At 42.5% G+C, this 20,030-nt stretch carries 19 protein-coding genes; 4 read left to right on the forward strand and 15 right to left on the reverse strand.

Going from position 1 to position 20,030, the window contains the following annotated elements:
* Nucleotides 1-21 precede the first annotated feature (21 nt).
* The 3 genes from spoVAD to ACZ9AO_RS11765 all read left to right on the forward strand — a co-directional run bounded on the left by spoVAD (nucleotide 22) and on the right by ACZ9AO_RS11765 (nucleotide 2,350).
* A complete protein-coding gene (gene spoVAD / locus ACZ9AO_RS11755; protein WP_034306056.1) occupies nucleotides 22-1,041 on the forward strand; it encodes a stage V sporulation protein AD in 1,020 nt (339 codons plus the stop codon).
* 211 nt (nucleotides 1,042-1,252) lie between these two features.
* Nucleotides 1,253-1,459 carry a DUF1657 domain-containing protein gene (locus tag ACZ9AO_RS11760; RefSeq protein WP_048680561.1) on the forward strand — a complete coding sequence of 69 codons (207 nt, stop codon included), beginning with the start codon at nucleotides 1,253-1,255 and terminating at the stop codon, nucleotides 1,457-1,459.
* Between the two features lie 30 nt (nucleotides 1,460-1,489).
* Nucleotides 1,490-2,350, forward strand: a complete 861-nt coding sequence (locus ACZ9AO_RS11765) for a DUF421 domain-containing protein (RefSeq protein WP_476109124.1) — start codon at nucleotides 1,490-1,492, stop codon at nucleotides 2,348-2,350.
* Nucleotides 2,351-2,358: 8 nt separating this feature from the next.
* On the opposite strand, the gene ACZ9AO_RS11770 is transcribed toward ACZ9AO_RS11765, so the two are convergent.
* Nucleotides 2,359-2,883, reverse strand: coding sequence for a YitT family protein (locus ACZ9AO_RS11770; protein WP_250697458.1), 525 nt, complete (start codon nucleotides 2,881-2,883; stop codon nucleotides 2,359-2,361).
* A 486-nt stretch (nucleotides 2,884-3,369) separates the two neighbouring features.
* Complete coding sequence (rlmD, locus tag ACZ9AO_RS11775) at nucleotides 3,370-4,740, reverse strand: 23S rRNA (uracil(1939)-C(5))-methyltransferase RlmD (RefSeq protein WP_476109125.1); 1,371 nt, start codon at nucleotides 4,738-4,740, stop codon at nucleotides 3,370-3,372.
* Between the two features lie 189 nt (nucleotides 4,741-4,929).
* Between rlmD and ACZ9AO_RS11780 the strand changes: the two genes are divergently transcribed.
* Nucleotides 4,930-5,148, forward strand: coding sequence for a hypothetical protein (locus tag ACZ9AO_RS11780; RefSeq protein WP_034306063.1), 219 nt, complete (start codon nucleotides 4,930-4,932; stop codon nucleotides 5,146-5,148).
* Between the two features lie 44 nt (nucleotides 5,149-5,192).
* Here ACZ9AO_RS11780 and ACZ9AO_RS11785 read toward each other — a convergent pair whose 3' ends face one another.
* From ACZ9AO_RS11785 to pcrB, 13 genes are all read right to left on the reverse strand, one after another.
* Nucleotides 5,193-5,768, reverse strand: a complete 576-nt coding sequence (locus tag ACZ9AO_RS11785) for a GNAT family N-acetyltransferase (protein ID WP_251542398.1) — start codon at nucleotides 5,766-5,768, stop codon at nucleotides 5,193-5,195.
* Between the two features lie 61 nt (nucleotides 5,769-5,829).
* A complete protein-coding gene (locus tag ACZ9AO_RS11790; RefSeq protein ID WP_095390365.1) occupies nucleotides 5,830-6,744 on the reverse strand; it encodes a diacylglycerol kinase in 915 nt (304 codons plus the stop codon).
* Nucleotides 6,745-6,924: 180 nt separating this feature from the next.
* Nucleotides 6,925-7,851: an exosporium protein E gene (locus ACZ9AO_RS11795; RefSeq protein WP_476109126.1), complete on the reverse strand. Its 927-nt coding sequence runs from the start codon at nucleotides 7,849-7,851 to the stop codon at nucleotides 6,925-6,927.
* On the reverse strand, nucleotides 7,848-8,918 hold the full coding sequence (locus tag ACZ9AO_RS11800; protein ID WP_251542394.1) for a hypothetical protein: 1,071 nt from the start codon (nucleotides 8,916-8,918) through the stop codon (nucleotides 7,848-7,850). Before ACZ9AO_RS11800 ends, ACZ9AO_RS11795 begins: the two co-directional genes overlap by 4 nt.
* The gene (locus ACZ9AO_RS11805) at nucleotides 8,911-9,378 is read right to left on the reverse strand and encodes a hypothetical protein (protein ID WP_251542392.1); all 468 of its coding nucleotides are present in this window, start codon (nucleotides 9,376-9,378) and stop codon (nucleotides 8,911-8,913) included. The genes ACZ9AO_RS11800 and ACZ9AO_RS11805 overlap by 8 nt, the downstream gene beginning before the upstream one ends.
* The gene (locus ACZ9AO_RS11810; protein WP_034306075.1) at nucleotides 9,375-9,917 is read right to left on the reverse strand and encodes an RNA polymerase sigma factor; all 543 of its coding nucleotides are present in this window, start codon (nucleotides 9,915-9,917) and stop codon (nucleotides 9,375-9,377) included. Before ACZ9AO_RS11810 ends, ACZ9AO_RS11805 begins: the two co-directional genes overlap by 4 nt.
* Nucleotides 9,918-10,080: 163 nt before the next feature.
* On the reverse strand, nucleotides 10,081-11,508 hold the full coding sequence (gene gatB, locus ACZ9AO_RS11815) for an Asp-tRNA(Asn)/Glu-tRNA(Gln) amidotransferase subunit GatB (protein ID WP_034306078.1): 1,428 nt from the start codon (nucleotides 11,506-11,508) through the stop codon (nucleotides 10,081-10,083).
* Between the two features lie 12 nt (nucleotides 11,509-11,520).
* On the reverse strand, nucleotides 11,521-12,981 hold the full coding sequence (gatA, locus tag ACZ9AO_RS11820) for an Asp-tRNA(Asn)/Glu-tRNA(Gln) amidotransferase subunit GatA (RefSeq protein ID WP_034306080.1): 1,461 nt from the start codon (nucleotides 12,979-12,981) through the stop codon (nucleotides 11,521-11,523).
* 12 nt (nucleotides 12,982-12,993) lie between these two features.
* Nucleotides 12,994-13,284, reverse strand: coding sequence for an Asp-tRNA(Asn)/Glu-tRNA(Gln) amidotransferase subunit GatC (gatC, locus tag ACZ9AO_RS11825; RefSeq protein WP_034306082.1), 291 nt, complete (start codon nucleotides 13,282-13,284; stop codon nucleotides 12,994-12,996).
* Between the two features lie 372 nt (nucleotides 13,285-13,656).
* Nucleotides 13,657-14,826 (reverse strand): CamS family sex pheromone protein, encoded by a 1,170-nt coding sequence (locus ACZ9AO_RS11830; protein ID WP_476109127.1) that lies wholly within the window; start codon nucleotides 14,824-14,826, stop codon nucleotides 13,657-13,659.
* Nucleotides 14,827-14,837: 11 nt separating this feature from the next.
* A complete protein-coding gene (gene ligA / locus ACZ9AO_RS11835) occupies nucleotides 14,838-16,844 on the reverse strand; it encodes an NAD-dependent DNA ligase LigA (RefSeq protein WP_251542389.1) in 2,007 nt (668 codons plus the stop codon).
* 103 nt (nucleotides 16,845-16,947) lie between these two features.
* Nucleotides 16,948-19,194, reverse strand: a complete 2,247-nt coding sequence (gene pcrA / locus ACZ9AO_RS11840; RefSeq protein WP_048680596.1) for a DNA helicase PcrA — start codon at nucleotides 19,192-19,194, stop codon at nucleotides 16,948-16,950.
* A gap of 61 nt (nucleotides 19,195-19,255) precedes the next feature.
* Nucleotides 19,256-19,939: a heptaprenylglyceryl phosphate synthase gene (pcrB, locus tag ACZ9AO_RS11845; RefSeq protein WP_476109128.1), complete on the reverse strand. Its 684-nt coding sequence runs from the start codon at nucleotides 19,937-19,939 to the stop codon at nucleotides 19,256-19,258.
* Between the last annotated feature and the right edge of the window lie 91 nt (nucleotides 19,940-20,030).

Genomic DNA, 20,030 nt, shown 5'->3' on the forward strand with positions numbered 1-20,030 from the left:
ATACAATGGGGTGGTTTAATAATGCTTACGGGGCATCGCACATGGGTGTTTGATCAAAAGCCTGTCATCGTCTCCACAGGAACCGTTGGCGGTCCATTTGAAGCAGACGGTTTGCTTGCGGATGATTTCGATCTTCTCCATTCCGATTTATGGATCAATCAAGATACCTATGAAAAAGCACATAAAGTCTTATTGGAAGAAGCGAGTACAAAAGCAATCGAGAAGGCGGGTCTTCAAAAGGAACAGATACAATTTTTCCTTGGAGGCGACCTAATCAATCAAATAACCCCTACCAGTTTTGCCTGTCGAACACTTGGAACACCTTATCTCGGCTTATTTGGTGCCTGCTCCACCTCCATGGAGGGACTGGCTCTTGGCGCCTACCTTGTCAATACCAAAGGAGCAGAGTACTTATTGACGGGAGCATCAAGTCATAACGCCGCAGTAGAAAAGCAATTTCGCTACCCAACTGAATACGGAGGGCAAAAACCTCCAACAGCCCAATGGACTGTTACGGGGGCTGGCGTGGCTTTATTAAGCAGTGCCGGGAAAGGCCCAAGGGTCACTTCAGCTACGATAGGCCGAGTCATCGACATGGGATTGACCGATCCTTTCAATATGGGCGGTGCCATGGCTCCGGCCGCTGTAGATACGATTGAAGCACATCTTAGAGAAAGAAACCTCGACCCGTCCTATTATGATTTAATAGTGACCGGGGATTTAGGAAAGATCGGACATGAAGTTTCTCTGGCATTATTTAAAAAACATGGCACGCCGATTAAAGAAGAGCAATATAAAGATTGCGGTTTAATGATATACAGGGATGGTCAGCCGGTCCTGGCCGGGGCAAGCGGCCCTGGATGTTCCGCAACCGTCGTTTATGGTCATTTATTAAATCGCATGAAAAAAGGAGAAATAAAACGATTGCTCGTTGTGGCTACCGGTGCCTTGCTATCTCCTCTATCCTTTCAACAAAGCGAGACGATTCCATGCATCGCCCATGCCGTATCGATTGAATATGACGGAGAAGCACAAAACTAAGGTTTGATGTTTGAACACACACACCTGCTCATACTGGTTGAACATTTCTTGGCTGCGGAGGTTGTTTCCGTAGCCCTAGCGGATGTAAAAAAGCATCGATTGATCGGGTTGTTGCCGCTGGCATGTTTGAAGCAACCAGTGCCTGGATAACAGCCGCTCATGGTTCCGAGTCATTATTCCAGACGACCTAAAAAGATAAGGAGGATGCTGCATGACGATAGCTTCCAATGTCAAACAATGTGTCTCTAGCTTAAAAGGAGTTGAAGCAGGCTTATCCAGCTTAGCACTCCGGACTCAAGATGATGAATCTAAACGCATCTTGCATGAAACGATGCTGGTGGTGAATGAAGTTAGGAAGGATGTACAAACGCGCGTGGGCGAGTTAGAACGGGAAGAACCACAATATAAAGGGTTTTAATGACCATGATCAAGCAGGAGGTGTTTGGTAATGCCGGATTGGATAGAAATTGTTTTGCGTTCATTTTTCTTTTTAATTGTTCTTTTTTTGATCACTAAAGTGTTAGGAAAAAAACAATTGTCCCAGCTCTCCTTTTTTGAATATGTAACGGGCATAACCATTGGTAATGTTGGGGCAGAATTAGCTACAAAAGTGGAGGGCAATATTATACATGGCGTACTGTCCATTCTCGTTTTTGCCATAGCACCCTTCATTGCAGGTTTAATATCCCTAAAAAGTAAAACTTTCCGTGATCTTGTGGAAGGAAAAGCATCGGTTTTCATCAAAGATGGGAAAGTCATGGAAGATAATTTAAAAAAAGAGAAATATACCATCGATGAATTGTTAGGATTGCTCCGGAAAAAGGATGTCTTCGATATTTCTGAAGTTGAGTTTGCCTTATTGGAAGCCAATGGGGATTTTTCCGTAATGTTAAAGAAGCAAAATCAACCTGTAACACCTAAGGACCTTAACCTGCCAGTGGCTGCAGTAAAGGAGCCACAAACCATCATCATGGACGGCAGCATACTTGATGAACCACTTTCCACGATTGGTCTGAACCGACATTGGCTTCATACTGAATTGGATAAGTTGGGGGTAATCCTCGATAATGTTTTTCTTGGTCAAGCCAATTCTAACGGAGAATTAACTGTGGACCTTTTTGATGATAAACTTAAAGTTCCTTCTCCTCAGGAAAAACCTCTTATGCTCGCGACCTTGAAAAAGTGCCAAGCGGACTTGGAGTTGTTTGCACTTGGAACTGAATCAAAAGAAGCTAAAGAGATGTTTAGCAAAAATAGCGAAAAGCTGCAAAAGGCAATAGATAACGTAGCCCATATCTTAAGGAACTGATTATATATTCATTCCCTCACTTTCATAAGCGATGTGACCAGCCCAATGATCACGATCGTCACACATGAAAAAAGAAAAATTTCGATACCTAAGGTGAATGCTGCAGCTGAAATGATTAGTGTATCTATGACGATAATCGCCAAAGCAATATCCATGGAGGTGGATTTTGAGATGATTTTGGCTAGCATATCCGTTCCCCCGCTGCTTGTCTCATATCGAAGCATGAGTCCTATGCCCATCCCTATGATGACACCGCCAATCAAAGAGCTTGTCAGTATTGAAATGGAAAAAACCTTTTTCAATGGATTAAGCCAATCCATAAAAAGGGATGTCAAAAGCAATCCGTGAACGCTGCTATAGAAAAAAGGGCGTTCATAATACCAGGCATATAAAAATATAGGAATGCTAAGGACCAACATGGATAGTCCCGTTTGAAAACCAAAGAAATAATGAAGGATGAGTGCAATCCCAATTACGCCGCCATCTATTAAATGATGAGGAACCAAAAATCCATTTATTCCAATGCCTACCAAAAAGCTACCAACAATGACAGCCACCGCTTTTTGAAAATTAATAAGATCACCTTGCCTCCCAATCCATATATTTCTTAATATATGTCCAAGTCAGAGCGTCAAGAATAATCATGCAAAAAAAAAATCCCCCTCCCTTTTCTTCAATTTAAAATACATTAAAAAGGTCCCGTTCATTTAGACCGGGACCCACAGTTTGTCGGAAAAGAGGTTCGGGAACTTATCTTTCTTCAAATATTCTCCCGAAACACCTGACCCAAAGCAGCCCTTCAACTCCTCAGGCATGGTCTCCTATATAACCGTTTAACTAAGTTGATTGGAGCCGGTTTACGAGAACACCTGCAGGAAAAGCACGCCTAGAGAAACCCCGCTGGCGCATGCCGAGGGCCAATCGTCCGCGGAGAGCGAGTGTGTGGATCGGAAATCAATATCCATATTGTACAAACATAAAAAATGCGGGCCAGTCAATTAGACCGGGCCCACATTCAATCATTTCAACTCTAATAACACTACATTTTCAACATGTGTCGTCATCGGGAACATATCGACAGGCTGGATATCAACTGCTTTATATCCGCCTTCTTCCAAGATATGAAGATCACGCGCTAGAGTGCCTGGGTTGCATGATACATATACGACTTTATTAGGCTTCATCTCGATGATCGTATTCAGAAGGGATTCTTCACAGCCTTTGCGTGGCGGATCCACCACGATGACATCAGCAGTGTTGCCCCTTTGATACCATTCAGCAATAACGTTACCTGCATCGCCGACCATGAATTCTGCATTTGAGATTTCATTCAATTCAGCGTTGCGTCGTGCGTCTTCTATCGCTTCTTCGACCACTTCGACACCGATTACTTTTTTCGCTTTTTTAGCTAAAAATAAAGAGATGGTCCCAATGCCGCAATAGGCATCTAACACCGTTTCTTCACCAGTCAGCCCTGCATAGTCAAGAGCTTTATCATAAAGGACTTTCGTTTGGTCTGGATTGATTTGGTAGAAGGATTTTGCTGATATCGCAAATTTCACATCACCGATCATATCATGGATCACTTCGTCGCCCCATAGCACAGTCATTTTATCGCCTAAGATAACATTCGTTTTCTTGGAATTCACGTTTTGAACGATGGATTTAACTTGTGGAAGACGTTCAACGATTTCCTTCACGATGGTTTCGATGAAAGGGATACTTTTCGTTCTTGTAACAAGAACAATCATTAATTCCCCTGTTTGCTTGCCATAACGGGCCATGATGTGCCGCAATACACCTTTATGTGCCTCTTCATTGTAAGCAGGGATACCAAGTTTACTGAAAATCTCTTTAACGACTTGAACTGCTTCATTAATTACTTCATTTTGGATAATGCTTTCTTTCGTTTCAACGATTTCATGTGTCCGCGGTTTGAAGAATCCTGCTATTAGCTTGCCATCCTTTTCACCAACAGGCACTTGCGCTTTATTGCGATAATGGGTTGGATTATCCATCCCGATGATCGGGTGAACCTTCACTTCCTCAAGTTTCCCAATGCGTGTCATCACTTCACGTACTTGTTTTTCCTTGAATTCCAACTGTCCTTCATAGCTCATATGCTGCAGCTGACAACCACCGTACTTATGATAGTCTTCAGTAGTGACCTCAACCCGGTATGGACTGTTTTCGATAATCTCCATCAAGCGTCCGAAGCCATAACCCTTATTAGCCTTCATCACTTTGATTTTTGCTTTTTCACCTGGAAGGGCGCCCTGAACAAAGATCGGGTAGCCATCGACTTTAGCGACGCCAGCTCCTTCATGTGTTAAATCTTCAAATAAAACCTCTACTATATCATTTTTAGCAACTGGTGCTGTTTTTTTCATATCATCTTCTCTTTTCTTTTTTATGCTAGCCTGTATTTTACCACAATAGAGGCCTTGCCACAAAACCACTCACCAATTTACCCTGGTTTTCATAAAAATATAGTGGAAGGAATTACGGATTTTTCATAGTTCCATGAATAAAAGTTCAATAAAAAAAGAAAAATAAGGAAAAACAAAAGAGGTGAGGAAATGGGTTTATTTAACTCTATATCGGCCTGGAATGCTACAAGGATAGAAAAACATCGAGCGAGTATGGAGGAAAAAGGCCTCTGTCCGGATTGTTACGGACGTGGATACAGCTCCTTCGTACCTACGGAATATCATTTTTCCGATATACACGACTGTCCCGGCTGTAATGGCACCGGAGCTTACGCTGATTGGGCAGCCATGAATGGGCAGCAAATGTAATCGCATACAATGCCAAACTTCAAAGAACTAAAAAGGACCCCCTGTTAAACAGGAGGTTCTTCTATTTCCTTTACCATATAGCGAAATTCATGGCCGCTAATCGAAATGGTTTTCATTTCTTTATATCCTAATCTGCCATAGAGACGATTCGCCGCTTCATTTTCATTTTCAACGACTAAAGAAATTCTTGGATACCCCTTATGTTTAGCGTATTCCTCCACATATTGAATTAGTGCACTGCCAATTCCTCTTCCTTGAAAATTCGGATCAACGGACACGGTATCCAAATAAAAGTCTCTCATTTCCGCTTCCTTATCCAGCGTAACTCTTGGGTCTTTCATTTTCATCCTTAATTGTTTCACTATCGGTTCATCCAAGCTTTCGGCATCCTTGCCATGGTAAGCAATGATCAATCCAGATACTTGTCCATCATGTTCACTGACAAGCGTATTTTCATAGCTGACCCGATTCCCACTTTTCCTGAACAAATCGGCAAGAACGGAAAGTATTCTTTCTTCTTCCGTTTCACCTGTCAAAACCTCTGCAATTTCCTTAATCGCTAACCGGGTCAATATGGCTGCCTTGTCCGCATCCTCCGGTGTCGCTTTCCTGATATACATGTTGCAATTCTCCTTGCTTCATTAAACTGAAAAGGCCACCAGATTCAGTGGCCTTTTCACCCTATTTATTTGCCGGATCATCCGGCAGTAGTCCTTGCGGGATGAATACATCAAAATGGCGGTACTGATTGACGAATTCAGCTGGGGCCATCCCGCCAAATTCCCCATCCAAATTAAGCATCATATCCTTTTTGGCCTGTACTTTAATTCGATTGGCTTTTTCATAAATGACGTTTTTATCATGGATATGCTCACCGCGCATTGCCAATGTTGCGACACGGACAATATCAGCCAGGTTTGCCTTTTTTAGAATAAGCAACGTGAACATACCATCATTCAAAGAGGCGTCAGGGGCCAGTTTCTCGAAGCCGCCGACCGAATTCGTGTTAGCCACCAAGAAAAGCATGATCTCCCCTTCAAAGAGCTTTCCATCATATTCAATAGAAACTTCCGTCGGCTTAATTGAAGGAAGCATTTCAATTCCTTTAATATAGTACGCTAGCTGACCGAGCATCGTTTTCAGCTTGATCGGCACGTCGTAGGTCAATTCGGTCAATCTGCCCCCGCCAGCAATATTGATAAAATACTTATCGTTCATTTTCCCGATATCGATCGGCATCGTATGCCCGCCGGCAATAATTTCGGCTGCCCCTTCGATCGACTTCGGTAAATGCAGCGCCCGCGCGAAATCATTGGTCGTTCCCGTCGGGATGATTCCTAGTTTCGGACGTTTCTCTGCAGTGGCCAGTCCATTAACAACCTCATAAATCGTACCGTCGCCCCCTGCTGCAATAACTACATCATAGCCGCGTTCAATCGCTATCTTAGCCGCTTTCGTCGCATCCCCAGCACCGGTCGTCGCATGTGCAGAAGCTTCGTAACCAGCTTCTTCAAGTTTCGCTAGCACACCTGGCAGGCTCTTCTTAATGGCTTCCCGGCCCGAAGTCGGGTTGTAAATCAACCTTGCTCTTTTCATTTCCCATCATCCTTATACATATTGATTCCATAATTTACATCTTAATCCTTCATTACATGAAAAGCAATATTCGAAAAAAAGAGGACCGTATTTCGGTCCATATCTTTTGCATTTTACTAGAAATCTTATCAGGGAAAATTATAATGCTTTTTACAATTTTATTCTAGTAAATGATTTCAATCAGGGATATTGAACATTCACGTTAAATGTGTCGGTAACCGTTAATGTATGTTTCCCTTCACCAGTATTGAATATCCCATTCTTTTTTACAATACCTTCTTCATTTGTTTCTTGTTTCACTTCAGTCATCTTCCAGCCATTCTCAGGACCTTCAAGTTCCTCGGCCTCTCTAGCATCTATCTTGATATCACTATTATCCTGAAGGAATACACTTAGATTTCCGCTATCTTTCACACTCCAGTCATTCAAGAGCTTTCTAGGCTTCAAGACAAGATCGGTATTTTGACCGTCTATCTCCACTGCCAACTCAGCAGGGATTATAAGGGTGGCCTTAAGATTCATTGTACCACTGTCCAAAAGTCCATTTTGAATCGGCAAATCCTTGAAACTTATATAAAGCGTATCACCATTTCTCTCTACGAGTAAATAATCTTCCGCCTTCTTCAACAATGAATCAGCATCTTCCATTACCCGCTCACCATATGTTCCAAAAACGGAAACTTCTCCGTCATTACCACTTTCAATGGTCAATGGGTATGGGCCAGAGTCCAGGACAACTCTCTGTATGCCCTTCCCTGCCTTTTGATTGAAACCAGGCAAATTGACCGTTTTCTCTTCACTATTAACGGCAGCCCTAACTTGATCCATCAATCCGCTGGATGTAAGCAGAATTAAAACTATTCCCGTCGTTCCAAGCAATCCCACGAAAAGAATGCTAAGAATATCATACTTTACAAAAGAACTTTCTTTTTTCGAAAAATAAATATAAAAGAGAATCTCTGCACCCAAGATAATGAACAGCAACGGCCACCACGATAGCAGAATCGTCGTCAAATTCATATCCGTAATTTGAGAAACGAGTAAAACCAAACCCAAACCAACCAGGGAGATCCCCATTGAAATCGTTCCGACTCTCCATGTTCTCATTTTGTCTCCTCCTCGACTCTCCCTTTTTTACTTCCCGACAGCAATTTGATTCCTCCGCCTATTAGAAGGATGCATACAAGGCCTTTTTGAAAATAATCCCTAAACCAATATTCCAAGTTGCTTCCAATCCATTCATCTAAATGGGGAGCGATGGCCGGGACGATCATATTACTAGCCAAGAAATAGATTCCAATTCCCACCAAACCCAATCCTAACCATTTTTGATGATTGACCATTCCCGAAATGATGGGCGTATCTTCTACTGGACCCTCCTCCATTTTTGATGCTTTTTGCAATCCATCAAAAAAACTATAAAACCAGATAATCGGAATAAGGAAGAAGAAGAAACCCAACCGGAGTAAATCCAGTATGTAAATGGCGAATAAAAAGCCGGCCATCAATTGTATCCCGCGTTTTTGCAGCCCCAAATATAAGTGACCTGCACCAGGGAAAATAGCGAATAAAGTCGCGACCGCTTTACTCTTCTTCCCGGATTCCCGTCTCTCCTCGAAATCTTCCAAAACGGTCCGATCGATAAGCTCCTCACCTCTTTGCTTTTTATTCAGCTGTTGAACAGAATCAAAAAAGCTGTAAATCCAGATAACAGGCAATAGTGCCATGAATATTAACAGGCCTTCCATTTGTGTCATCACACTGATGAATATCACCATGATGCCAAAGCCTAAAAAGCTGATGAGAAAAATGAGCCCACGGTTCATGAGGCCTAGCTGAAAATGCCCTAACCCAGGAACGAATGAAAGGATGATTACATAAAACCTTTCCGCTTCCGGCTGATTTGCCATTCCCTCCACATCCTCTTCACTTTTAGGATTCCTCAGTGAGGTGACCACCAAATCAAATATACTGATGAAATAAAACACCATTCCAATAACGGAAAATGCCAGAAATGCATCCGATTGACTGATTAACGAAAGAAAAAGACCTCCAAGCCCCAATCCAGCTGTGGCAAGAAAATAAAATAGCCCTTTATATTGCCTTCCTAGGTAAAAATGTCCGAAACCTGGCAGAAAGGATAATAAAAAAGCTAATACCGGACTTTTATTCATTTCTAAACCCCTCCTTATTTTTCTTTTCGATTGTATCCATCCAAGTAAATGTTTTATCAATAAGGTCCTCGGTCAAGGACTGCGTTTTCTTTTCACTGCTTGATTCCACAGAATCCACGTATTCTGTCAATGATTGAAATACCCCGCCTGCCATTAATAAAATCGTAAATCCGGCCGCAATCAGGTAATGTCTTGTGATTGTCCGAAGTGACTTCTCTTTTCGGTGTGGCCAAGACTCTTCAACAGAGCCGCCTTTCAATCGGCTAATCGAGTCCATGACTGGACCTGCAATATCAAATCCTTCAAGGTCAAGACTTGTTTCTTCTTTTTCCATCGCTTCCATATAGACGGACAAACACTTGTCACAGGAGTATAGATGATTTTCATATTCAATTTTTAAAGCCTCTGGTATTTCATCTGCCAAATATGCAACCCATTGTGCCTCTGAAACATGATTCATGAAAAATCCTCCTCTTTCCAATGTTTTCTCATCCAATTTCTTGCCCGGTATAGCTTTACTTCCACAGATTTCACTTGAATCTGCTGTTCCTCTGCAATTTGCTTGAATGTCTTTTCCTTTATGTAATAGCCATATACAACGTCCCGATATCCCTCTGGAAGGTCATTCAGCTTCCGTAATACTTGCTTTCGCCTTTCATTCCGAAAAAATACTGCCTCGACATCATCCGTTAAGCCCAAATTAACTTCCGATGAATGTTCGTCCTGTAATTCTTCCTTTTGGCGTTCCCTCTTTCTCTTTAGATCGATTGCATGATTGACGGCAATTCGGGTAATCCAAGTTTTGAAGCCTTGGTTCTTATATTGAGGAAGAGAAGTGTAGATTTTGATAAAGACTTCCTGGGTAACATCTTCTGCATCCTTTTGATTCCGCAAGACGGAATAGACGGTTCTATAAATCGTCTGTTTATAAGTTTCAATCAACATTCGGAATGCATGATCATTCCCAGCCCTTACCTTCTCAACTAACTCATCAGACACTTCTCTTCCCCCTTTCCTGATAAACATTCATGTAATAGACGACACAAAAAGGAGTTACCCCTACAGATAACTCAAAATTATTTTTCCGCTTATTATTTTTCTCAGTAAACTTTTTCCTTAATCAAGAGAAAACCGTACCACTTTAAAAGTGATACGGTCAATATTAACGTTTATTGATTTCTTCCACCAAAATTTTATTAACAAGTTGTGGATTGGCTTGTCCTTTTGTCGCTTTCATAATTTGCCCGACAAGGAAGCCGATTGCCTTTTGTTTACCCGCTTTAAAATCTTCAATGGATTGCGGGTTATTATTCAATGCTTCTTCAACGGCTGTACGCAATGCGCCTTCGTCGGAAATTTGGACTAGTCCCTTCTCCTTGACGATCGTTTCAGCATCCCCGCCGTTTTCAATCAATTCTTTGAAAACCTTTTTAGCGATTTTAGACGAAATAGTGCCATCTTCAATTAGCTTGATCATTCCAGCCAATGATTCAGCAGTCAATTTGACGTCATGCAGCTCTTTGCCTTCTGCATTCAAGAAAGCGGAAACCTCACCCATGATCCAGTTAGATGCCAGTTTTGCATCGGCACCTGAAGCAACTGTCGCTTCAAAGAAATCCGCACTTTCTTTCGTTACCGTTAAAACGGCTGCATCATATTCAGGTAAGCCAAATTCTTCGACATAGCGTTTTTTCCGGGCATCCGGAAGTTCCGGAATTTCGGCAGCGATACGAGCTTTCCATTCTTCATCAATATGGATCGTCAATAAGTCCGGTTCCGGGAAATAACGGTAATCATCGGAGCCTTCCTTAATTCGCATTAGTACGGTTCTGCCTGTAGCTTCGTCGAACCGGCGAGTTTCCTGTTCGATTATGCCGCCTTCATTCAAGATTTCCGCTTGTCGGATTTCTTCATGCTCCAACCCTTTGCGAACGAAGTTGAATGAATTCAAGTTTTTCAATTCGGTTTTCGTACCGAATTCCTTTTGGCCAACAGGTTTCAAGGAAATGTTAGCATCACAACGAAGTGAACCTTCTTCCATTTTACAATCGGAAACGCCCGTGTATTGAATGATGGATTTCAGCTTTTCCAAATAAGCATACGCTTCTTCCGGGGAAGTGATATCCGGTTCGGATACGATTTCAACAAGAGGCGTACCTTGGCGGTTATAATCGCAAAGCGAATAGTTCCCTTTATGTGTCAGCTTTCCAGCATCCTCTTCCATATGAATGCGGGTAATGCCAATTTTCTTTTTCTTGCCGCCCACTTCGATTTCAATCCAACCATGTTCACCGATCGGTTGATCGAACTGTGAAATTTGGTATGCTTTAGGATTGTCCGGGTAAAAATAGTTTTTCCGGTCGAATTTCGTAACTTCCGCCACTTCGCAATTCAGGGCAATTGCAGCCTTCATTGCAAAATCAACAGCCTTTTTATTGACGACAGGCAATACACCTGGGTAGCCTAGGTCAATTACAGTCGTGTTACTATTTGGAGCGGCACCAAAATGATTTGGGCTCGCTGAGAAAATTTTAGAATCCGTTTTTAATTCTACGTGTACTTCTAGACCAATCACCGTTTCAAAGTCCATTATTTTCACCCCTTACAGCTTAGGAAATTGTTTATGAAAATCTGTTGCTTGCTCAAATGCGTGAGCCGCGCGGTAAATCGTGCTTTCATCAAAATGCTTCCCAATCATTTGCAGTCCAAGCGGAAGACCATTAGCTGCGAATCCACATGGCACGGATATACCCGGTACGCCAGCAAGATTGACTGGAATCGTCAAGATATCATTCGCATACATCGTTAATGGATCGTCTACTTTTTCACCAATTTTAAATGCAGGCGTAGGTGTAGTCGGCCCAACGATGACATCATATTTTTCAAAGACATCTTCAAAGTCTTTTTTGATTAATGTACGTACTTTTTGAGCCTTTTTATAATAAGCATCATAATAACCGGAACTTAAGGAGAACGTTCCAAGCATGATACGGCGTTTCACTTCGTCACCGAATCCTTCTGCACGGGTTTGCTTATACATTTCTATAAGAGTTTCTGCATTATCTGTCCGATGTCCGTAACGAACACCGTCAAAACGTGAAAGGTTAGCCGAGGCTTCCGATGAAGACAGAAGATAATAGGCAGCTAAAGCATATTTGGAATGCGGCAAGGAAACCTCTTCCCATTGAGCTCCAAGACCCTCTAGTACTTTTAACGCTTCAAGTACGGAATTACGTGCTTCTTCACCAACGCCTTCGCCAAGATATTCTTTAGGCACGGCTATTTTCAATCCTCTAACATCGCCTGTTAATGAATTCACAAAATTCGGCACGTCAACATTAGCAGAGGTCGAATCCATTGGATCTACTCCTGAGATCGCTTCAAGCAAATAAGCGTTATCTTCAACAGTTCTTGTAACCGGTCCGATTTGGTCCAACGAAGACGCAAATGCTACAAGGCCGAATCGGGAAACCCGTCCATATGTAGGTTTTAAGCCGACGACTCCACAATATGCCGCTGGTTGGCGGATCGATCCACCCGTATCGGAACCTAAAGAGAATAGGACTTCACCGGAAGCGACAGATGCAGCTGAACCACCCGAAGAACCGCCTGGCACATATTCCGTATTCCAAGGGTTGCGTGTTGCTTGAAATGCTGAGTTCTCATTGGAAGAACCCATCGCAAACTCATCCATATTCAATTTCCCGATCGTAACCGTTTCTGCCTTCTGTAGCTTTTGAACAACGGTTGCATCATAGATTGGATCAAAATTCTCCAAAATTTTGCTCGCGCAAGTCGTACGCAAATTTTTAGTGACAATATTATCCTTCACTCCGATTGGCATACCAAATAAAGCGCCTTCGTTCTCGCCTTTTACCAATTGATCATCCAAACGTTTCGCTTGATTGCGTGCGTTTTCTTCATCAAGTGTCAAAAATGCCTTCACCTTGTCCTCTACCTGTCCGATTCGCTTATACGATTCGTCAACAAGATCAGTGACACTTATCTCTTTCTTATGTAATCGTTCATGAAGCTCAGAAACCTTTTGTTCGAACAACGACATCATTGTCCCTCCTTATTCAATTATTGATGGTACACGGATATATCCTTCTTTGCTATCCGGTGCATTTTTAACTACTTCTTCTACTGGCAATCCCGGTTTTGCGACATCTTCGCGCATAACATTCTTCATATCCAAAACGTGAGAAGTCGGGTTTACTTGATCCGTATCAAGCTCATTCAACTGCTCCGCGAATGAAATCATTTGGTCAAGCTGATGCTGAAACTGTTTTGCTTCTTCCTCCGTAATGGCCAAACGGGCCAAATGGGCAACGTGTTTAACTTGTTCCATAGAAATACGTGACATTCTCTTCACCTCCGAAAAAATATCCAAATCGACTGAATTTCGTCGCTTTTCTCCATATAATCATCGTTTAAATCATATCAAACTATTGCACAGTAAAGCAACAAGAGATACAATGTCGAAATTCAATTATTTCTTAAGGAAAAAGAGATATTTTCCGGGAAATATGAGAAAGTTGCCGGGATTTCCGGGGAAATGACAATAAGACTATTAAAATTCGACAAATGTTACCTTTTTTAAAGAACTTGTTCCCTAAGATGGAAGGGTTTACTTTCTATTATATATCTTTGTTCATTGTTAAAGATTATTTTGACATTCACAAGAAATACATTCCAGTCGAAAAAAAGGATGAAGCCGCTAAGCTTCATCCTTTTTTCATTCGTATATATGAACGGATGGTTCGTCCTGATTCGCTTCACGGACTATGAGCGCTTCAGGTCCATTTACAGATGTAATGGATACCTGTACGGCAATATAGTTCGGGAAACGTTCCATTATGAGCCCAGCAACATATTGGGTAAAGCCTATCGCTTCCGAGTTCCCATAAAATTGAATGGGGATATCGATGTTCAGGCTTTGCAATTGATCATCCATATAGAACGCCCTTCCGATGACTCCATTAAAGTTAGGGAAGTATTCTTCGACATCTTCTTTAAAGTTCGTGAAAGTATTGACGTCATCACGGTATTTCTTTTCAGCAGCAGCAGAAGGAAATAGGAAATACTCTTCGTCCAAGTTCGTCCATTTCCCAATATTGTTCGAGTTTTTATCGATATTTGTATAGGAAATGAAATTCCCAGGGACTACTGAAGATTTTTCATTTTGCTCGAATAAGGCAATCGTAATCGGAACATTTTTCAGCTTATCCATATTACGCAGCCTTTTTAAGACTACTGCAGCAATTTTTTCCCCTTCTTGCTTTAGCTTTATACTATCGATTTTATTTTCATAGGTGGCACCGAATGCCTCTTTTTGATAGTAATGCACTGAATTCAACGCAAGACCTATTACTACTCCGCCAAGGCTCACCGAATTATCTTTTGTTTTGACCAAGTAATTATGTTCTAAAATATGAGCAAGATAAATTGGATTTTCTTCATTCCTTTTATCAATGTCTCCTTTACCTGGATCAACCGGATTCAAGCCAAGGTTCTCTGAGGCCTTCATCTTCTTTTCTTTCAACTGACTATCGGTATATTTTCTGTTCAGCCAGGAAGATATCTTGGAACTATCTAGCATTTGCCCCTCTTGAAACAGGTAATCTTCCGGGTCGAATTGGGTTTGGGCCAACCGCATCAATCCATTTTCGAATTCTTCAATGTCATATCGGGTATTTAGATTGGATACGACCAAACCGCGTGCCTTTGATGGTTCAAAAGGTAGGATTGTTTGATAATATTCTTCCGAAATTTTATACTTCGGAATAATTGCCGTTTCTTTTTTGTCTTTGGAGTCTTGAACTACCTCTTGCTTATCCTCGAAACTAGGCGCACATCCAGCAAGAAGCAGTATAAGAATCATCCCCAAAATGGAGTGTTTCCTCATAGCTACACCTCTTATTTATTTAGTTCCTCAATCAGTCTCTCTTCATCCCATACCATGACGCCTAGGCTTTCGGCTTTTTCCAGTTTAGAACCGGCATCTTCACCAGCTACGACCAAATCGGTTTTCTTGCTTACACTTCCAGCAACATTAGCTCCTAGCGCCTCTAATTTCTCTTTAGCTTCGTTACGTGTTAACTGATGCAGTTTTCCCGTTAAAACGACTGTTTTACCGGAAAAAATGGAGTCGATATCTTCTATAGCAACAGCTCTTTGCCCTTTGAAAGTAAGATTCACACCGGCTGCATCCAACTCATTCAATAAAGCATGGACTTCTTCCAATTCAAAATAAGCTACGATGGAATCAGCCATCTTATCGCCTATTTCATTGATGGCCGTTAGTTCTTCACGGCTCGCCTTGCTTAAGGCTTCCATCGTCCCGAATTCCCTCGCAAGCGTCTTGGCAGCTTTTGAACCAACATGGCGAATGCCCAGCCCGAATAGTAATTTTTCCAACGAGTTGGCTTTCGAAGCTTCGATCGCTTGAAGAAGTTTAGTGACGGATTTATCCCCCATCCTTTCCAAAGCAATCAGTTGATCGTATGTAAGCTTATAAATATCAGCCACATCTTGTATGAGTTCTTCTTTAAATAACAAGCTAATCACTTTTTCACCAAGACTGTCTATATTCATAGCTGTACGGGAAACAAAGTGAATCAGACCTTCCCGTATTTGTGCAGGACACTTCGGGTTGATGCAGCGTAAAGCAACCTCCCCGTCCAGCCGGACAAGTTCACTGCTGCACTCAGGGCACTCAGTCGGCATCTGAAACTCGACTTCTTCCCCTGTACGGCGCTCTGCCAGTACATTGACTACCTCTGGAATGATATCACCCGCTTTTTTCACAACCACTTGATCTCCGATTCTGATGTCCTTTTCACGGATTAAATCTTCATTGTGAAGTGAAGCTCGCTGCACAGTCGTACCTGCTACCCGGACGGGATCCAAAACGGCAGTCGGGGTCAATACACCCGTACGGCCCACATTCAGCTCGATATCCCTTAGGGTTGTAATGACTTCTTCAGCTGGGAATTTATAAGCAATGGCCCATCGCGGACTTTTTGCAGTAAAACCTAATTCATCCTGCTGTTCAAGGGAATCCACCTTTACGACAATTCCATCAATATCATAGGCTAAGTTTGGACGTTGTTCCGTCCATTCTACTATATAGGCCAGTACTTCCTCTATATTCGAGCATGTTTTTCTTTCCCGGTTCGTCTTAAACCCGAGTCGATCCAATAAATCCAGACCCTCGCTATGGGAACGGACCCCCGTTTCCCCCAAATCGGCAATCGCATAAAGGAAAATATCCAAGTTCCGTTTCGCAGCAAGTTTCGGATCAAGCTGCCTTAACGAGCCGGCAGCGGCATTTCGCGGGTTGGCAAATGGTTCCTCACCGCGTTCTTCCTTAGCCTTGTTTAATGATTCGAATGATTTTTTTGGCATGAAGGCCTCACCGCGCACTTCTATGGCGACCGGCTCCCGTAACTTCAATGGGATCGACTTGATCGTTTTCAAATTAGCGGTAATATCTTCACCGATCGTTCCGTCTCCACGGGTTGCCCCTCTTACGAAATATCCATTCTCATATTGAAGTGTGACGGCAAGTCCGTCAATTTTCAATTCACATACATAGGAAAAATTGTCACCTACAGATTGTCTGACCTTTCTGTCGAAATCCCGCAAGTCACTTTCGTTGAAGGCATTGCCTAAACTAAGCATCGGAGTGGTATGCTCCACCTTTTCAAACATATCCAAAATGGCGCCACCGACCCGTTGTGTCGGTGAGTCTGCCGTTTGCAGTTCCGGAAATTTCTCCTCATACCCAATAAGTTCACGTAGCAGCCGATCATATTCAGCATCAGGTACTGATGGCTGGTCCATCACATAATATTCATAGCTGTATTGGTTCAATAACGTTTGCAGTTCCAGAACTTTCTTCTCTGCAGCTTGTAAGTCCATACGTTCAATCCTTTCTAAAGAAGACTCCACCGCACTTCTGATAGAAGAGCGGTGTCTAAAGTCAGATATCCCTATTCTTTACCAGCAGGAGCATATTAATAGCTTATGCTTTTTCAACTGGTGCAAATTTCGCCAATAGGCGTTTGATGCCGATTGGACTTGGAAAGGCAATATCCAATTCCTTTCCTTCGCCTTCCCCTTTTACGCTCACCACGGTTCCTATACCCCATTTTTTATGGGAGGCACGGTCACCGACAGCCCAGCCGATTTCTTCACCGCCCGTTGCGGATGGTGCAGAAACAGCTTTTCCAAAGGCAGGCACTTTTCTTGTTGAAGCCGTTGAAGGAGACCCGGTTCTCGAAGAGCTGAAAGGCGTTTGCCTAGCTCTAGGAGCAGGTTTCGGTTTTAGGTCTTCTAGAAGTTCCTCTGGTATTTCACTGATGAAACGTGAAACGGGATTCATGCTCGTCCGTCCATACAATGTCCGCATTTGGGCATTGCTTATGAATAGTTCATTTTCGGCCCTTGTAATTCCCACATAAGCCAGACGGCGTTCTTCTTCCATCTCCTCTTCATCCATAAGCGAGCGGCTGTGAGGGAAAACCCCTTCTTCAAGGCCCAATAGAAAGACTACCGGATATTCAAGTCCCTTCGCTGAATGCAATGTCATCAACGTTACCGTATTTGTATTTTCTTCGGTATTCTCGTCAAGTTGGTCTATATCGGCAACCAACGCCAGGTCAGTCAAAAAGCCCACCAATGATTTGTCCTCACTGTTATCTTCGAATGCTTTCGTAACAGATAAAAACTCATCTATATTTTCAAGCCGGCTTTGTGATTCAATCGTTTTTTCTGCCTGGAGCATCTCACGGTAACCGGTTTTCTCGATGACTTCCTCCACAAGTTCCGTCACGGATAAGTACTCCTGCTGATTTGTATAATTAGTGATCAGCGTATGGAATTCCCTTGCCGCTTTGGTGGCCTTCCCGCTTATCCCTGCCATTTCCACAGACTCCAGTGCTTTATATATGGAAACATCATATTGATCTGCATAATCTGCCACTTTGTCCATCGAAGTTGCACCAATTCCGCGTTTTGGCACATTGATTACACGGCGAAGGCTGATGTCATCATCAGGGTTCGCAATAAGTCGAAGATAGGCAAGTAAATCCTTAATCTCTTTACGGTCATAGAACTTAGTGCCCCCGACTATTGCATAATTAATATTGGATTTAAGCAGAACTTCCTCCATGACACGTGATTGTGCATTCGTTCTGTAAAGTATTGCTATATCTGAATACTTCCTGCTGCCGTCCTGAACTAACTCATTTATCTTTCCGGCTACGAATTGCGCTTCCCCTTGTTCATTGTCCGCACGGTAATAGAATATCTTATTGCCATCTGCATTCTCGGTCCAAAGATTTTTCGGCTTACGGTTTTGATTGTTATCGATGACCTTATTCGCTGCTGCAAGGATTTTTTTCGTCGAGCGGTAATTCTGTTCAAGGAAAATCATGTTGGCATTCGGATAATCTTTTTCAAATGAAAGGATATTCGCAATATCCGCACCGCGCCAACGATAGATCGATTGATCGGAATCCCCGACAACACAGAGATTACGGAAGCGTGAAGCCAATAATTTAACAAGCATGTATTGAGCCCTGTTCGTATCTTGGTACTCATCAACATGAATGTATTGAAATTTACGCTGATAATATTCAAGCACCTCAGGTACGAGCTGGAACAATTGAATCGTCATCATGATCAAATCATCGAAATCGAGCGCTGAATTTTTGCGCAGCCGTTTTTGATATTCCGTATAAACATCGGCCGTTACTTTAGTGAAGTAATCAGACGCCGTCTTCAGGTACTCTTCCGGCCCGACCAATTCATTTTTCGCTGAACTGATGCTGCCCAAAATGGCACGATAATCATATTTCTTTGTATCCATATTACGGTCTTTCATGATTTGTTTTATGACCGATTGCTGATCCGTCGTATCCAATATCGAGAAGTTCCTATTAAATCCGATACGGTCGATATCTCTTCGTAGAATGCGGACACACATCGAGTGGAAAGTCGAAATCCAGATATCTTCGGATGCACCGCCAAGTATGGCACGGATCCTCTCCTTCATCTCACGTGCCGCTTTGTTGGTGAACGTGATTGCAAGGATGTTCCAAGGCGCTATTTCCTTCTCGACCATCAAGTAAGCTATTCGGTGAGTCAGCACACGCGTCTTTCCACTTCCTGCCCCAGCCATGATTAAAAGTGGACCATCTGTTGCTTTCACTGCTTTTTGTTGCTGTTCATTCAAACCAATTAATAATTTTTCCGCTAAATATTGCATTATCACACCACCTATACGAACATTCGTTTCTGTTTTAGTATACTATATTTCTTACATGTTTTCATTTAACTGCCGTAACTGTTGCAAGTGCCACTTTCAAATCTTCATAAATCACATTGCCGACAACGATGACATCCGCAATCTTGGACATCTCTTTGGCCTGTTCAACCGATTTTATCCCACCGCCATAGAATAGTATGGTATCTTCCAAACTCTCTTTGGCCGCTTCCACCATCTGTACATCGCCATAATCACCGCTGTATTCCAAATAAAAGATCGGCAGGTTGAACATCTTTTCCGCCATCATCGCGTATGCACCCACATCATCCATATCCAAATCAGTATTGGCTTTCGTCAATTGGGCCGCCTTGCACTCAGGGTTCAGGATACAGTACCCTTCAACGAAAATTTCATCCCAATTCAAAAGGTATCCGTATTCCTTGACTGCTTGCTGATGCAATTTCATCATCCAATCCGGGTTGGTGCTATTCAGGATACTCGGAATGAAATATAAATCAAACCCTGGCGTCACCGTTTCAACTGAAGAAATTTCCATCACACATGGGACCGTATATCGCCTGACACGTGCCATTAAATGAAGCACATTCTCAAGCGTGATACCATCCGTTCCCCCGACCATGATTGCATCAGTACCGGATTCACAGACTTTCTCAAGGGCCTCATCACTTATTTCTTTATTTGGATCGAGTTTGAAAACATGTTTCCACTCGCGAAAATCGTACATTTTAATCCTCCATTCACACTTCCCATTACACCATTATAGCATTAAGATTTTTCATTAAAAAAGAGAAGTATCGATAAAATGTTATTACCAA

It is taken from the genome of Peribacillus sp. TE19612 (assembly GCF_056279465.1).

Coding starts and splice junctions, on each gene's coding strand:
- ACZ9AO_RS11805 (WP_251542392.1), bottom strand. CDS start 9,378: ATGAATCATGTTTCAGAGGCACAATGGGTTGCATATTTGGCAGATGAA.
- ACZ9AO_RS11830 (WP_476109127.1), bottom strand. CDS start 14,826: ATGAGGAAACACTCCATTTTGGGGATGATTCTTATACTGCTTCTTGCT.
- ACZ9AO_RS11795 (WP_476109126.1), bottom strand. CDS start 7,851: ATGAGAACATGGAGAGTCGGAACGATTTCAATGGGGATCTCCCTGGTT.
- gatA (WP_034306080.1), bottom strand. CDS start 12,981: ATGTCGTTGTTCGAACAAAAGGTTTCTGAGCTTCATGAACGATTACAT.
- ACZ9AO_RS11790 (WP_095390365.1), bottom strand. CDS start 6,744: ATGAAAAGAGCAAGGTTGATTTACAACCCGACTTCGGGCCGGGAAGCC.
- ACZ9AO_RS11760 (WP_048680561.1), top strand. CDS start 1,253: ATGACGATAGCTTCCAATGTCAAACAATGTGTCTCTAGCTTAAAAGGA.
- ACZ9AO_RS11765 (WP_476109124.1), top strand. CDS start 1,490: ATGCCGGATTGGATAGAAATTGTTTTGCGTTCATTTTTCTTTTTAATT.
- ligA (WP_251542389.1), bottom strand. CDS start 16,844: ATGGACTTACAAGCTGCAGAGAAGAAAGTTCTGGAACTGCAAACGTTA.
- ACZ9AO_RS11785 (WP_251542398.1), bottom strand. CDS start 5,768: ATGTATATCAGGAAAGCGACACCGGAGGATGCGGACAAGGCAGCCATA.
- gatC (WP_034306082.1), bottom strand. CDS start 13,284: ATGTCACGTATTTCTATGGAACAAGTTAAACACGTTGCCCATTTGGCC.
- spoVAD (WP_034306056.1), top strand. CDS start 22: ATGCTTACGGGGCATCGCACATGGGTGTTTGATCAAAAGCCTGTCATC.
- gatB (WP_034306078.1), bottom strand. CDS start 11,508: ATGGACTTTGAAACGGTGATTGGTCTAGAAGTACACGTAGAATTAAAA.
- pcrB (WP_476109128.1), bottom strand. CDS start 19,939: ATGTACGATTTTCGCGAGTGGAAACATGTTTTCAAACTCGATCCAAAT.
- ACZ9AO_RS11800 (WP_251542394.1), bottom strand. CDS start 8,918: ATGAATAAAAGTCCGGTATTAGCTTTTTTATTATCCTTTCTGCCAGGT.
- rlmD (WP_476109125.1), bottom strand. CDS start 4,740: ATGAAAAAAACAGCACCAGTTGCTAAAAATGATATAGTAGAGGTTTTA.
- ACZ9AO_RS11780 (WP_034306063.1), top strand. CDS start 4,930: ATGGGTTTATTTAACTCTATATCGGCCTGGAATGCTACAAGGATAGAA.
- pcrA (WP_048680596.1), bottom strand. CDS start 19,194: ATGCAATATTTAGCGGAAAAATTATTAATTGGTTTGAATGAACAGCAA.